14 protein-coding genes and 1 riboswitch are annotated in these 12359 nt (G+C 72.4%); of the genes, 1 reads left to right on the top strand and 13 read right to left on the bottom strand.

Going from position 1 to position 12359, the window contains the following annotated elements; genetic code table 11:
• Window positions 1-39: 39 nt before the first annotated feature.
• Both gcvH and gcvT read right to left on the bottom strand, forming a co-directional pair.
• Entirely contained in the window at window positions 40-399 is a 360-nt protein-coding gene (gene gcvH, locus A37W_RS0104890; RefSeq protein ID WP_026198302.1) for a glycine cleavage system protein GcvH, read from the bottom strand.
• Window positions 400-411: 12 nt separating this feature from the next.
• Window positions 412-1527, bottom strand: coding sequence for a glycine cleavage system aminomethyltransferase GcvT (gcvT, locus tag A37W_RS0104885; RefSeq protein WP_018301906.1), 1116 nt, complete (start codon window positions 1525-1527; stop codon window positions 412-414).
• Between the two features lie 124 nt (window positions 1528-1651).
• Window positions 1652-1739, bottom strand: a riboswitch (glycine riboswitch).
• Between the two features lie 106 nt (window positions 1740-1845).
• On the opposite strand from gcvT, the gene A37W_RS0104880 reads away from it, so the two are divergent.
• Entirely contained in the window at window positions 1846-2154 is a 309-nt protein-coding gene (locus A37W_RS0104880) for a hypothetical protein (protein ID WP_018301905.1), read from the top strand.
• Window positions 2155-2164: 10 nt separating this feature from the next.
• Here the strand turns inward: A37W_RS0104880 and A37W_RS0104875 are convergent, their stop codons facing one another.
• From A37W_RS0104875 to A37W_RS0104825, 11 genes are all read right to left on the bottom strand, one after another.
• Window positions 2165-2944 (bottom strand): crotonase/enoyl-CoA hydratase family protein, encoded by a 780-nt coding sequence (locus tag A37W_RS0104875; RefSeq protein WP_018301904.1) that lies wholly within the window; start codon window positions 2942-2944, stop codon window positions 2165-2167.
• Window positions 2941-3798 (bottom strand): hydroxymethylglutaryl-CoA lyase, encoded by an 858-nt coding sequence (locus A37W_RS0104870; protein ID WP_018301903.1) that lies wholly within the window; start codon window positions 3796-3798, stop codon window positions 2941-2943. Before A37W_RS0104870 ends, A37W_RS0104875 begins: the two co-directional genes overlap by 4 nt.
• Window positions 3791-5779, bottom strand: coding sequence for an acetyl/propionyl/methylcrotonyl-CoA carboxylase subunit alpha (locus A37W_RS0104865; protein WP_018301902.1), 1989 nt, complete (start codon window positions 5777-5779; stop codon window positions 3791-3793). The genes A37W_RS0104870 and A37W_RS0104865 overlap by 8 nt, the downstream gene beginning before the upstream one ends.
• 589 nt (window positions 5780-6368) lie before the next feature.
• Window positions 6369-7973: a carboxyl transferase domain-containing protein gene (locus A37W_RS0104860; protein WP_018301901.1), complete on the bottom strand. Its 1605-nt coding sequence runs from the start codon at window positions 7971-7973 to the stop codon at window positions 6369-6371.
• Complete coding sequence (locus A37W_RS0104855) at window positions 7970-8476, bottom strand: lysozyme inhibitor LprI family protein (protein WP_018301900.1); 507 nt, start codon at window positions 8474-8476, stop codon at window positions 7970-7972. Before A37W_RS0104855 ends, A37W_RS0104860 begins: the two co-directional genes overlap by 4 nt.
• Window positions 8477-8911 (bottom strand): hypothetical protein, encoded by a 435-nt coding sequence (locus A37W_RS0104850; protein ID WP_018301899.1) that lies wholly within the window; start codon window positions 8909-8911, stop codon window positions 8477-8479.
• Window positions 8908-9363 carry a hypothetical protein gene (locus A37W_RS0104845; RefSeq protein WP_018301898.1) on the bottom strand — a complete coding sequence of 152 codons (456 nt, stop codon included), beginning with the start codon at window positions 9361-9363 and terminating at the stop codon, window positions 8908-8910. Before A37W_RS0104845 ends, A37W_RS0104850 begins: the two co-directional genes overlap by 4 nt.
• Window positions 9363-10082 carry a flavodoxin family protein gene (locus A37W_RS0104840; RefSeq protein WP_018301897.1) on the bottom strand — a complete coding sequence of 240 codons (720 nt, stop codon included), beginning with the start codon at window positions 10080-10082 and terminating at the stop codon, window positions 9363-9365. The genes A37W_RS0104845 and A37W_RS0104840 overlap by 1 nt, the downstream gene beginning before the upstream one ends.
• 135 nt (window positions 10083-10217) lie before the next feature.
• Window positions 10218-10490, bottom strand: coding sequence for a hypothetical protein (locus A37W_RS0104835; protein WP_156169095.1), 273 nt, complete (start codon window positions 10488-10490; stop codon window positions 10218-10220).
• Entirely contained in the window at window positions 10487-10885 is a 399-nt protein-coding gene (locus tag A37W_RS0104830; protein WP_018301895.1) for a DUF1622 domain-containing protein, read from the bottom strand. Before A37W_RS0104830 ends, A37W_RS0104835 begins: the two co-directional genes overlap by 4 nt.
• 13 nt (window positions 10886-10898) lie before the next feature.
• Entirely contained in the window at window positions 10899-12062 is a 1164-nt protein-coding gene (locus A37W_RS0104825; protein ID WP_018301894.1) for an acyl-CoA dehydrogenase family protein, read from the bottom strand.
• Between the last annotated feature and the right edge of the window lie 297 nt (window positions 12063-12359).

The raw sequence follows: 12359 nt of genomic DNA, 5'->3' as shown, positions 1-12359 counted from the left end.
GTTTCCGTGCACGATTTCCGCGCGGAAATCGTGGGGCGATCAGCCGGCGTGGGCCTTGTAGGCGTCCTCGTCCATGAAGCCGTCGAGGGCGGAGGCGTCGGCGATCTTCATCCTGAAGAACCAGCCCTCGCCGGCCGGGTCGGCGTTCACCTTGGCCGGATCGTCGACGATGGCGTCGTTCACCTCGGTGATCTCGCCGTCGAGAGGGGCGACGATGTCGCTCGCCGCCTTCACGCTCTCGATCACGGCGCATTCCTCGCCCTTGCTGACCGTGCGTCCGACCTCGGGCAGTTCGACGAAGACGAGGTCGCCGAGCTGGGTCGCGGCGTGTTCGGTGATGCCGACGGTGACGGTGTCGCCGTCGAGGCGCAGCCATTCGTGGTCTTCGGTGTATTTCAGCATGGGGCTATCTCAGCGCTTGAAGGTGGCGGGGACGAAGGGGAGGGGGGCGACGGTCGCGGGCTGACGCCTGCCGCGGACCTCGCCCCAGAGGCGGGTGCCGGGGGTGGCGTGATCGGCGGGGACGTAGCCCATCGCGACGGGCGCCTCGATCGTGGGGCCGAAGCCGCCGGAGGTGACGCGGCCGACGGCCTCTCCGCCGGTGTCGGCGGCGAAGAGCTCCGTCCCCTCGCGCATCGGCTGTCGCCCGTCGGGGCGCAGGCCGACGCGGGCGCGGGGGGCACCGTCGGCCAGCTGGGCGAGGATCGTGTCGGCGCCGGGGAAGCCGCCGGCGCGGTCGCCGCCGGTGCGACGGACCTTCTGGATCGCCCAGCCGAGGCCGGCCTCGACCGGCGTCGTCGTCTCGTCGATGTCGTGGCCGTAGAGGCAGAGCCCCGCCTCCAGCCGCAGCGAATCGCGGGCGCCGAGGCCGATGGGCTGCACCGAGGGGTCGGCCAGCAGCGCCTTGGCGAAGCTCTCGGCGCGCGCGGCGGGCACGGAGATCTCGAACCCGTCCTCGCCGGTATAGCCCGACCGCGAGACCCAGAGCGACGCGCCGACCCAGGGCAGCGTGGCCACGTCCATGAAGCGCATTGCGGTCACGCCGGGCAGCAGGCCCGACAGCGCCAGCTCCGCCGCCGGCCCCTGCAGGGCGATCAAGGCGCGGTCCTCCACCGGCTCGACCTCCACCGCGTCCGGCAGGCCGGCGCGCAGGTGGGCGATGTCGTGCTCCGCCCGGGCGGCGTTGACGACCAGCAGCAGGTGGTCGCCGCGGTTCGCCACCATCAGGTCGTCGAGGATGCCGCCGTCGTCGTTCGTGAACAGCGCATAGCGCTGCCGCCCCTCTGCCAGCCCGACCACGTCCACCGGCACCAGCGCCTCCAGCGCCTCGGCTGCGCCGTCCCCGCGCAGGATCACCTGGCCCATGTGGCTGACGTCGAACAGGCCGGCGGCGGCGCGGGTGTGCTGGTGCTCCTTCATCACGCCGGGGGCGTACTGGACCGGCATCTCCCAGCCGGAGAAGGGCACTATGCGTGCGCCCCGCTCCTCGTGCAGCGAGAAGAGCGGCGTCCGCTTGAGGTCGGTCATGCAAGTCCCCCGTCCATGGCTCCACCGGCCCGCGCATCGGCGGACCCTCGGTGCCCCTCTGTCCTTTCGCCTGAGATCGCTATCCCTTCGGCGGACCCGTCTTGCGGGCCTCTCTCCAGAGTCTGTCGCGCGGCCGGTCCTTCGGCCTGAGAGTTTCCGGGGCGATTGCTCCTTCGGCACCGGCATGAGCCGGATTCTCCCGTCCGCACGTCCCGGGATGCTAGGGGCGGGGGCGCGGGAAGGCAAGGCGGGGCTCTCGCACCTTCGGCGGCGGGCACGTCCGTGCTATCGTTCGCGCGGGAACCGGGAGGGTGAGCCATGAAGGGCAGCCGCAAATCGTCGTCGGGCTTGCGCGGCGGCTTCGGGAAGTCGGTCTCTCGGGCCTCGTCCTCGCGCGGAAGCTCGTTCCGGGGCCGGTCCTCGGGCGGCGGCAGCTTCGGCTCCGGCGCAGGCTTCCTCGGCCGACGCAGCCGCGACCGGACCGAGCGGGACCGCGCGTGGAGCAGCAACCGCAGCTGGAGCGACGATCACGGATATTCAGGCGGGTACGGAGAGACGCCGGCCTGGGTGTGGATCGTGCTGGGGCTCGCCGTGCTGGTGGTGCTGGTCCTGGTGCTGCGCGGCTGACCCGCGCCGATCAGGCCCAGCGGGGCTTCGTCCGGGACAGGAAGGCGTCGATCCCGTGCGCGGCCTCATCGCCCTCCCAGGTGTCGGCAAGGCGCAGGATCGTCGCGGCGACGACCTGTGCGTCGATCCGCGGCCCCAGCTCTCGGGCGAGCCGCTTCGAGGCGGCGACGGCGCCGGGGGCGACGTGCAGGAACGGCTCCACCTCCGCCCGCACGGCGTCGTCCAACTCCGGCTCCGGCACGACGCGTGCGACGATGCCGAGGCGCACCGCCTCGTCCGCGTCGAAGGTGCGCGAGGACATGAAGACCTGCCGCGCCCGCCCCTCGCCCATCCGCGCGATCACGTAAGGCGAGATCGTCGCCGGGATCAGGCCCAGCTTCGTCTCGGTCAGGCCGAACGTCGTGCCTTCCGCCGCCACCGCCACGTCGGCGACGCAGGCCAGCCCGACGCCGCCGCCGAAGGCGCCGCCGTGGATGCGCACGATCAGCGGCTTGGGCATCTCGTTCAGGCGGCCGAACATGTCCGCGAGCCGCGTCGCCTCGGCGATCCGTTCTGCCCGGGTGGCGGCGATCTGCGCCTTCATCCAGGTGAGGTCGCCGCCGGCGCAGAAGACCTTGCCGGCGCCACGCAGCACGACGGCGCGGATGGACGGGTCGGCGCCCAGATGCTCCGCCGCCTCGGTCAACTCGCCGATCATCGCGCCCGAAAGGGCGTTGCGGCTGTCCGGCAGGTTCAGGGTGACCGTCGCGACGCCTTGGCCGTCGATCTCAGTGGTCAACGTGTCGGTCATCGCGGGCTCCTCAGGGTGCGGGCGAAGTCCGCCGCCTCGGACAGGCGCGCGCGGTCTATGCCGGTCGGGTGGCCGAGGCGGTCCATCAGGTCCGCCACCGCCTCCGTCGCGACGTTCCCCTCGGCGCCCGGCGCGTAGGGGCAACCGCCGAGGCCGCCGACGGCGGAGTCGAACGTGCGCAGGCCGGCGGCGAGGCAGACCTCGATGTTCTCCAGCGCCCGCCCGCCCGTGTCGTGGAAATGCCCGGCGAGGTGGCCGGGCGGCAGCTCCTGCATCACCGCGTTCAGCATCGCGCCCACCGTTTCCGGGGTGCCCGCGCCGATCGTGTCGCCGAGCGAGACCTCGCAGGCGCCGAGATCGCGCAGCGCCGCCGTGACGCGGGCGACCGAGGCGGGCGGGGTGGGGCCGTCGAACGGGCAGTCGGTGACGCAGGAGACGTAGCCGCGGAGGGGGACGCCGGCGTCCTTCGCCGCGGCGGCGACGGGGGCGAACCGCTCGAGGCTCTCGGCGATGGTGCAGTTGAGGTTGGCCATCGAGAAGCCCTCGGAGGCCGAGGCGAAGATCGCCACCTCGTCCGCGCCTGCGGCCAGCGCCGACTCAAAACCGCGCAGGTTCGGCGTCAGGACGGCGTAGGTCACGCCGTTTGCGCGGTGGATGCCGGCCATCACCTCCGCCGCGTCGGCCATCTGCGGCACCCATCTGGGGCTGACGAAGCTCGTCACCTCGATCTTGCGAAAGCAGGCGGCGCTCAGGAGGTCGACCAGCCGCACCTTGTCCGCCGTCGCGATCTGCGCCTTCTCGTTCTGCAGCCCGTCCCGGGGACCGACCTCGTAGAGGGTGACCGGGTCAGCCATCCTCCGGCTCCAGCGACAGGAGGACCGCGCCGTCCGCGACCTGCCGACCCTCGGCCGCGTGCACCTCGGCCACCCTGCCGTCCCGCGGGGCGGTCAGCGTGTGCTCCATCTTCATCGCCTCCAGCACGATGAGCGGCTGGCCGGCGGTGACGGTGTCGCCCGCGGCGGCGGAGAGCTTCTTCACCAGCCCCGGCATCGGCGCGACCAACGTATCCCCGCCCGCCTCGTCCGCGGCGGCGCGGAGCGGATCGACCACGTCGAAGACGTGCGCACCGGCGCCGTCCCAGACGGTGACGCGGCCGCCGGCCCTCGCAGCGTGCAGGCGGTGCGTCTCGCCCTCTTGCACGACGGTCCAGCCGCCATCGGGGTGAGGGGCGTAGCCCGTGTCGGCACCCTCGACGGTGGCCCGGCCCGGGGCGGTCACTTCGACCGCGATGTCCGCAGTCTCGCCGGCCAGCGTCAGTCGGGCGGTCTGCGTCGCGGGCGTCCAGAGGCGGAAGCCGGCGAGCGCCGACCAGGGGTCCGCCGCGTCGGGTGCGTCCAGCAGGTCCAGCGCGGCGAGGGCGGCCAGCGCCCGGGCGGCGGGGCCGGGGGCAGGGGCCTCGGTCAGCGCCTCCAGGTCGCGGCCGATCAGGCCGGTATCCACCTCGCCCGCGGCGAAGCCCTCGTGCCGGGCCAGCGCGCCGAGGAAGGCGAGGTTGGTCACGGTCCCGCCGATCCGCGTCTGCGCCAGCGCCCGGGACAGCCTGCCGAGCGCGGCGGCGCGGGTGGGGCCGTGGACGATCAGCTTGGCGATCATCGGGTCGTACCACGGAGAGATCGCGTCGCCCTCGCGGACGCCGGAATCGACGCGGACGGGGCCGCGGGCGAACTCCGTTGCCTCTGGGAAGGCCAGCCGCTCCAGCGTGCCGGTGGCGGGGAGGAAGCCCTTCGGCACGTCCTCGGCGTAGATGCGCGCCTCGAAGGCGTGGCCGTCGATCCGCAGATCGTCCTGGCCGAGCGGCAGCGGCTCGCCGGAGGCCACGCGCAGCTGCCACTCGACGAGGTCGAGGCCGGTGATCGCCTCGGTCACCGGGTGCTCCACCTGCAGGCGTGTATTCATCTCCATGAACCAGAAGCCGTCCGGCCGGAGCCCGCGGGAGCCGTCGGCGATGAACTCCACCGTGCCGGCGCCGACATACCCGATGGCCTTCGCCGCCTGCGTCGCCGCCGCGCCCATCGCGGCACGCACTTCCTCGGGCATCCTCGACGCCGGGGCCTCCTCGATCACCTTCTGGTGCCGGCGCTGCAGCGAGCAGTCGCGCTCGAACAGGTGCACCACGTTGCCGTGGCCGTCGGCGAAGACCTGGATCTCGACGTGCCTCGGCGAAGTGACGAACTTCTCCACCAGCACCGCCGGGTCGCCGAATGACGCCCGCCCCTCGCGCTGCGCACCCTCCAGCGCGGCGGCGAAGTCCTGCGGCCGTTCGACCAGCCGCATCCCCTTGCCGCCGCCGCCGGCGCGGGCCTTGATGAGGACCGGGTAGCCGATCCGCTCCGCCTCCTGCGACAGCAGGCCGGGGTCCTGGTCCGCGCCGTGGTAGCCGGGGACGACCGGCACGCCGGCCTCCTCCATCAGCGCCTTGGCGGCGTCCTTCAGGCCCATCGCGCGGATGGCGCTGGCGGGGGGGCCGACGAAGATCAGGCCCGCCGCCTCGACCCTGGCGACGAAGTCCGGGTTCTCCGAGAGGAAACCGTAGCCGGGGTGGATCGCGTCGGCGCCGGTGGCGCGGGCGGCGGCGAGAATCGCGTCCGCGTCCAGGTAGCTCTCCGCCGCGGGGGGCGGGCCGATGCGCACGGCGCGGTCGGCCATGGCGACGTGGCGGGCGTGCGCGTCGGCGTCGGAATGCACGGCGACGGTCGCGATGCCGAGCCGCCGGGCGGTGGCGATGACCCGGCAGGCGATCTCGCCGCGATTGGCGATGAGGAGGGTGCGGATCATCGGGCGATCCCCGCGCGCGGGTCCTCGTTACTCGGGCGTACTGCGACCGGCGCCCGATGTGGCGCTTGTCGAGCGCCGGAAACTCTCCCCGCCCGGAATAGCGGCTTCAGCCGCCCGGGCAGCGGATGGCCGCCGCCCGGCCAGCCGCTACGCCACCGATAGAGCGGGACCTCGGCGTTCGGCGGGGGTGAGGGATAAAGCGCTCCGACGAAAGGGCGGGAGCGGCTGACCGCGGCCAACCGCTGCCCTCCCGGCGGGCAGGGGGGCCCAGCCCCGAGGCCGACCCGGGGCCTCGAGGGGCCGGGAGTATGGTCGCGGGCGGAGCGAGGTCCCGGGTCGAGCCCGGGACGGAAGGCTCGGGGCGACGGGGACCCGCCGCGCCACTCCTCGCCCGGAACAGCCGCGTCTGGCCGGGGGGCGGCCACACACTGCCCGGAGGCGGTCGAGGTCGTCCGGGGCCGGTCGATAGAGCGCCTGCACCGAAGCGTCGAAGCGTCCGGCCGCGGCCAGACGCTGTCCTTCGGTAGCGCCCCATCGCAGCGAGGCCCCGGCTCGGGGCCGGGGCGGGTGGGGGAGGGGGCCATCCCGCTCACATCCTGAACACGCCGAAGCGTGTCTCCGGGATCGTGGCGTTCAGCGTCGCGGAGAGCGACAGGCCGAGGACGTCGCGGGTCTTGCGGGGGTCGACGATGCCGTCGTCCCAGAGGCGGGCGGAGGCGTAGAGGGGGTGCGACTGCCGCTCGAACATCTCGATCGTGGGGCGCTTGAACTCGGCCTCCTCCTCCGGCAGCCAGTCGCCGCCCCGGCGCTCGATCGCCTCGCGCCGGACCGTCGCCAGCACGCCCGCCGCCTGCTCGCCGCCCATCACGGAGATCCGCGAATTGGGCCAGGTCCACAGGAACCGCGGCGAATAGGCCCGTCCGCACATGCCGTAGTTCCCGGCCCCGAAGGAGCCGCCCACCAGCACCGTGACCTTCGGCACCGCCGCCGTCGCGACGGCGGTCACCATCTTGGCGCCGTGGCGGGCGATCCCTTCGGTCTCGTAGCGGCGGCCCACCATGAAGCCGGTGATGTTCTGCAGGAACACCAGCGGGATCCTCCGCTGCGCGCACAGCTCGATGAAGTGGGCGCCCTTGATCGCGCTCTCCGAGAACAGCACCCCGTTGTTCGCGACGATCCCGACCGGCATCCCCCAGATGTGGGCGAAGCCGGTCACCAAAGTCGTGCCAAAGCGCGGCTTGAACTCGTCGAAGTGCGAGCCGTCGACGACCCGGGCGATCACCTCGCGGATGTCGTAGGGGGTACGCAGGTCCGCGGGCACCACGTCCAGCAGTTCGTCCGGGTCGTAGGCGGGCGGCTCCACCGGCTGCAGCGCCAGCGGCGCCCGCTCCACTGCGCCGAGGCTGTCGACCGCCTGACGCGCCAGCGCCAGCGCGTGGGAATCGTCCTCGGCCAGCATGTCGGCGACGCCGCTGAGGCGCGTGTGAACGTCGCCGCCGCCGAGGTCCTCGGCCGTCACCACCTCGCCCGTCGCCGCCTTCACCAAAGGCGGACCGGCCAGAAAGATCGTGCCCTGCTCCTTCACGATGATCGTCACGTCCGACATCGCCGGCACATAGGCGCCGCCGGCGGTGCAGGAGCCCATGACGACGGCGATCTGCGGGATGCCCTTCGCGCTCATCTGCGCCTGATTGAAGAAGATGCGGCCGAAATGGTCCCGGTCGGGGAACACCTCGTCCTGGTTCGGCAGGTTCGCGCCGCCGGAATCGACGAGGTAGACGCAAGGAAGCCGGTTCGCCTCGGCGATCTCCTGGGCGCGCAGGTGCTTCTTCACGCTCATCGGGTAGTAGGTGCCGCCCTTCACGGTGGCGTCGTTGCAGACCACCATGACCTCGCGGCCCATCACCCGGCCGACGCCCGCGATCACGCCGGCGCAGGGGCTGTCGCCGCCATAGAGGCCGTGCGCGGCGGTCGCGCCCACCTCCAGGAACGGCGTGCCCGGGTCGAGCAGCCCGGCCACCCGGTCGCGCGGCAGCATCTTGCCGCGGGAGAGGTGCCGCTCGCGCGCCGACGCGCCGCCGCCGGACGCGGCGGTCTCGGCGGCCTCGCGGACCGTCTCCAGCATCTTCAGATGGGCGGCGCGGTTGTCGCGGGCGGCGTCGCTGCCGGGGACGAAGGCGGAGGTCAGCTTCATGGCTGCGACTCCCGCAGCGCCCGCAGATCCACCGTCCGCTCGGCGGTCAGGCGGAGCAGACAGCCGGCCGCGTCGACCTGGCCCATCGTGCCGCCGCCCCACAGGGCCTGCATCAAGGCGCACTCGGCGTCGCGCCACGCGATCCAGGCGCGCTGGGCGGCGCGCAGGCTCTCTTCCCGGCGGGCGAAGTCGGCGCTCGCCTCCGCCGCGTCGTCGGCGGCGAAGGTCTCGATGGCGTCCTGGTACTCGCGGTTCAGCAGCGCGTCCCACGCGTCCCGTTCGGCGAGCTGGCACTGGACCATGCCGAAGGTGGTCTGCCCATCCTCGGCCCCGTCCATGCAGGCCGCGGCGGCCGCGCCCTCGCAGGCGCGGGCGGCTTCGACCGAAGGGGCCTCTTCGAAGCAGGCAGCGACACCGCTGGCGTAGGCGTCGTGAACGTCCTGCGCAAGCGCGGGCAGGGGCGCGGCCGCGAGCAGCGGCGCGAAGATCGCGAATGGCCTCATTCAGTCCTCCCTCCCCGAACCATCCCCGCTTCCGTCCCCGCCGTCCAGCGCCTCCCGGGCGGCGAGCGCGCGGGCGCGCAGATCGTCGAGCCGGCAGAGGCCGGGCGGGAGCAGGTCGTAGGCCGAGACGCGGGCCGGGTCGTCGCAGGCGGACGGTCCGGGCGCGGCGGGGTCGAGGCCGACGCGGGCGGCGTAGCCGTCGATCAGGCCGGCGGTGCAGGCGGCGGGATCGGCGGCGAAGCGGCACAGCTCTAGGGCACGGGTGCGGCAGTACCAGGGAGGATCCCAGTGCCTTTGCTCCTCGGGCGGCAGGGCGCCGCGGCCGCCGCCGAAGGCGCGGGCGCCGTCGGCGATGCAGGCCTCGACCCACGCCTCGACCGCCGGATCGGCGCAGGCGGGGCCGGCAAGGCAGAGGGCGAGGATCAGCGTCCTCACGGCAGCTCCGCCGCGAGGCGCTGGGCGGCGGCCACCGCGTCCACCCAGAGCCCCATGTTCCGCGCCTCGCAGGCCTCCTCGGTCAGCGGCGGACCGGGATTGCCGCAATCGGTGATCGGCCGCCAGCCGAGGGCGTCGGCCCGGGCCGTGGCGTAGGCCCCGGCGCCCTCCGGCGCGGCGGGCAGGGCGGCGACGGCGGCGAAGGTCCGCCCCGTGACCTGCGCGTACAGACGGTCGCGGCAGACCGCCGGGTCGCCGTCGTAGGCGCAGACGATCTCTCCCGCCCGCCGGGTGCAGTAGCCGGGGCTCCACGTCCCGTCCCAGTCCGTCGCCGGCGTCCCGCCCGCCGCCAGCCGGTCCGCCTCGGCAAGGCAGCCGTCCAGCCAGCGCAGCGTGAAATCCTGCGCCGCCGCCGGCCCGGCCAGCAGAAGGAGGGCGGCTAGCACGCGCATCAGCTGCGATATTCCGGGTTCGCGAAGTCGAACCGCGCCCCCGCCTTCCAGGCGTTGCGGTCGTTGCCCTCGTTCGGAATGCCGCCGCGCAGCAGGTTCGCGAGGTGCATCAGGTTCCACGACATGATCGTCGTGTTGCGCTGGGTGAATTCGTTGTCGAAGCCGACGCGCCCGCCATTGCCGTCGTCGTCGCCGTAGGACGGTCCCGGCCCCGCCTCGCCGATCCAGCCGCAATCGGCCTGCGGCGGGATCGTGTAGCCGAGATGGTTGAGCGCGAAGCCGAGGCTCATCGCCACGTGCTTGATCCCGTCCTCGTTGCCGGTGACGACGCTGCCCGCGACCTTGCCGTAGAACACCGACTGGCCGAGATGGTTCAACTCTCCCGACATCGCGTAGAGACGGTCGATCAGCAGCCGGCAGACGCTGCTTTCCTCACCCAGCCAGATCGGCGTGCCGACGACGAGGATGTCGGCGGCCAGCACCTTCTTCCACAGCGCGGGCCAGTCGTCGCGGTCCCAGCCGTGTTCGGTCATGTCGGGGTTGATGCCCGGCGCGACCTGGTGCGAGAGCAGGTGCAGATGCTCTACCTCCACGCCGTTCCTGCGCAGGATGTCGGCCGATGCGCCCAGCAGCAGGCGGGTGTGGCTTTTCGCGGGGTCCTTCTCGAGCGTGCAGTTGACGTAGAGCGCGCGGAGGCCCGCGCCGGTGGTGCCGGTCATGTCGTCTCTCCTTCGGTGTCCGTGAATGCCAACGCCTTCGTCTCCATTCGGATCACTTCCGCCGTTGCCGTCTCCTGCTGCGCATGCGGCCCTCGCACGTCGCTTCGCAGCCGATGGCGTCGCACAGGGTCGGCCTCAGGCGCCCGGCTCCAGTGGCACCAGCCCCCCTGCGGCGTCGAAATGATAGCTGCGCCGTCCGTCGCCGGTCCCGCAATGCACGGCGATTCCCGCCGGGCTGGCCTCGTCCGCCACGCCCACGCACGCCGCCGGATCGCCGCCGTCCCGCGCCCAGTCCGCCGCCGCCAGCGCCACGAGGGCGGTCGCGTCCGGCACCTCCTGCGCCCGCCATGTCCAGATCGCGACAGCGGCGAGCGCCAGCGTCAGCGCCACCGCCGCCACGCGCCTCAATCCCCCAGCTCCTGGCGGAGCGTCGACAGTTCGCGCTCCAGGAAGAACGAGGTGATCGACCGGATGATGACGAGGACCAGAAGGAAGATCAGGTCCGCCATCGCCAGCGACAGCGCGGTGTGGATCACGTCCGAGACGATGAACAGCTCCAGCCCGGCGAGGATGTAGCGCCCCAGCTCGATCCTCTCGGCGTTGGTCTTGCGCACCCGCGCGGCGTCCTTCCGCGAGATCTCGGCCATCGTCACGCCGGCGATGAAGCGGATCGCGCCGACGAGCAGCAGCAGGATCGCCGCGATGTCTATGATCGCGGCCAGCCATTCGAATCCCGTCACCAGCCATGCGAAATGGCCGTGCAGGATGCCGCCCTCGGCCTCGAGATCGAACAGTCCGCCCATCAGTCCTCCGCCCTCACGTCATCGCCGCCATCATCTCGCGCCCGATCAGCATCCGCCTTATCTCGGACGTGCCGGCGCCGATCTCCATCAGCTTGGCGTCCCGGAACAGCCGGCTCACCGGAGTCACGTTCATGAAGCCGGCGCCGCCCATCGCCTGCACCGCCTGGTGCGCGCAGGTCATCGCCTCTTCGGACGCGTAGAGAACGCAGGCCGCCGCGTCCTGGCGCGTCACCTCGCCCCGGTCGCAGGCGGCGGCGACGGCGTAGACGTAGGCCCGCGCGCTGCCGAGCTTGGTGTAGATGTCGGCGATCTTGCCCTGCATCAGCTGGAAGCTCCCGATCGGCTGGCCGAACTGCTTTCGCTCGGCCATGTAGGGCATGATCTCGTCGAGGCAGGCCGCCATGATCCCGAGGCCGATCCCGCTGAGCACCACGCGCTCGTAATCCAGCCCCGACATCAGGACGCGCACGCCCTTGCCCTCCTCGCCGAGGACGTTCTCGAACGGCACCTCGACGTCCTCGAACACCAGCTCCGCCGTGTTCGAGCCGCGCATGCCCAGCTTGTCGAAGTGCGGCGAGGCGCTGAAGCCGGTCATCTCCTTCTCGATCAGGAAGGCCGTGATCCCCCTGGAGCCGGCCTCGGGGTCGGTCTTGGCGTAGACGACAAGGGTGTCTGCGTCGGGCCCGTTGGTGATCCAGTACTTCGTGCCGTTCAGGATGTAGCGGTCGTTCGTCTTCTCCGCCCGCAGCTTCATCCCCACCACGTCGGATCCCGCGCCCGCCTCGGACATCGCCAGCGCGCCCACATGCTCGCCCGAGATCAGGCGGGGTAGGTACCTTGCCCGCTGTTCTTCCGTCCCGTTCAGGCGGATCTGGTTCACGCAGAGGTTGGAGTGCGCGCCGTAGCTGAGGCTGACCGAGGCGCTGGCGCGCGCGATCTCCTCCACCGCGACGACGTGGGCGAGGTAGCCCATGTCCGCGCCGCCGTATTCCTCGGGCACCGTGATCCCCAGCAGCCCCAGCTCTCCCATCTCGCGCCACAGCGCGGGCGGGAAGATGTTGGTCCGGTCGATCTCGGCGGCCTGCGGGCGGACCCGCTCCTGCGCCCAGCGGTGGACGGTCTCGCGCAGCGCCTCGATCTCGTCGCCGAGGCCGAAGGATAGGGTGGCGGTGAACATCGCGTCTTGCTCCTCTCTCCCGCCCCCGAGTCTAGGGCACGAGTCGGCGATGGCGCCAGCGAGTCGCCGGTTCAGGGGCCCGGGCGGGCGATCCCAGGGCCGAAACGGGCGTCTCGGCCCCCACCACACGCGGGCGTGAGCCTTGTTTTTCAGCACGTTGGCAGGTTGACGCCGGGGCCGTCGCAAATTCTTCAAAAAGGTGCTTGCGACCCTCAGCGAGTCTCCGTAGATAGCCCCTCACCGGCGGCGCTGAGGCGCGGTCGGGACGCCGGGAGGCGGTGTTGATGACCGGAGACG

Origin of the sequence: Wenxinia marina DSM 24838, assembly GCF_000379485.1 — a bacterium.
GTDB classification, from domain to species: domain Bacteria; phylum Pseudomonadota; class Alphaproteobacteria; order Rhodobacterales; family Rhodobacteraceae; genus Wenxinia; species Wenxinia marina.
This window is presented reverse-complemented; position numbering and strand designations above follow the sequence as displayed.

Excerpts from the sequence above, each read along its gene's own strand:
- A37W_RS0104855 (WP_018301900.1), bottom strand. The coding sequence starts at position 8,476 with ATGAGGCCATTCGCGATCTTCGCGCCGCTGCTCGCGGCCGCGCCCCTG.
- A37W_RS0104880 (WP_018301905.1), top strand. The coding sequence starts at position 1,846 with ATGAAGGGCAGCCGCAAATCGTCGTCGGGCTTGCGCGGCGGCTTCGGG.
- A37W_RS0104825 (WP_018301894.1), bottom strand. The coding sequence starts at position 12,062 with ATGTTCACCGCCACCCTATCCTTCGGCCTCGGCGACGAGATCGAGGCG.
- A37W_RS0104840 (WP_018301897.1), bottom strand. The coding sequence starts at position 10,082 with ATGACCGGCACCACCGGCGCGGGCCTCCGCGCGCTCTACGTCAACTGC.
- gcvT (WP_018301906.1), bottom strand. The coding sequence starts at position 1,527 with ATGACCGACCTCAAGCGGACGCCGCTCTTCTCGCTGCACGAGGAGCGG.
- A37W_RS0104845 (WP_018301898.1), bottom strand. The coding sequence starts at position 9,363 with ATGCGCGTGCTAGCCGCCCTCCTTCTGCTGGCCGGGCCGGCGGCGGCG.
- A37W_RS0104870 (WP_018301903.1), bottom strand. The coding sequence starts at position 3,798 with ATGGCTGACCCGGTCACCCTCTACGAGGTCGGTCCCCGGGACGGGCTG.
- A37W_RS0104860 (WP_018301901.1), bottom strand. The coding sequence starts at position 7,973 with ATGAAGCTGACCTCCGCCTTCGTCCCCGGCAGCGACGCCGCCCGCGAC.
- A37W_RS0104830 (WP_018301895.1), bottom strand. The coding sequence starts at position 10,885 with ATGGGCGGACTGTTCGATCTCGAGGCCGAGGGCGGCATCCTGCACGGC.
- A37W_RS0104875 (WP_018301904.1), bottom strand. The coding sequence starts at position 2,944 with ATGACCGACACGTTGACCACTGAGATCGACGGCCAAGGCGTCGCGACG.
- A37W_RS0104865 (WP_018301902.1), bottom strand. The coding sequence starts at position 5,779 with ATGATCCGCACCCTCCTCATCGCCAATCGCGGCGAGATCGCCTGCCGG.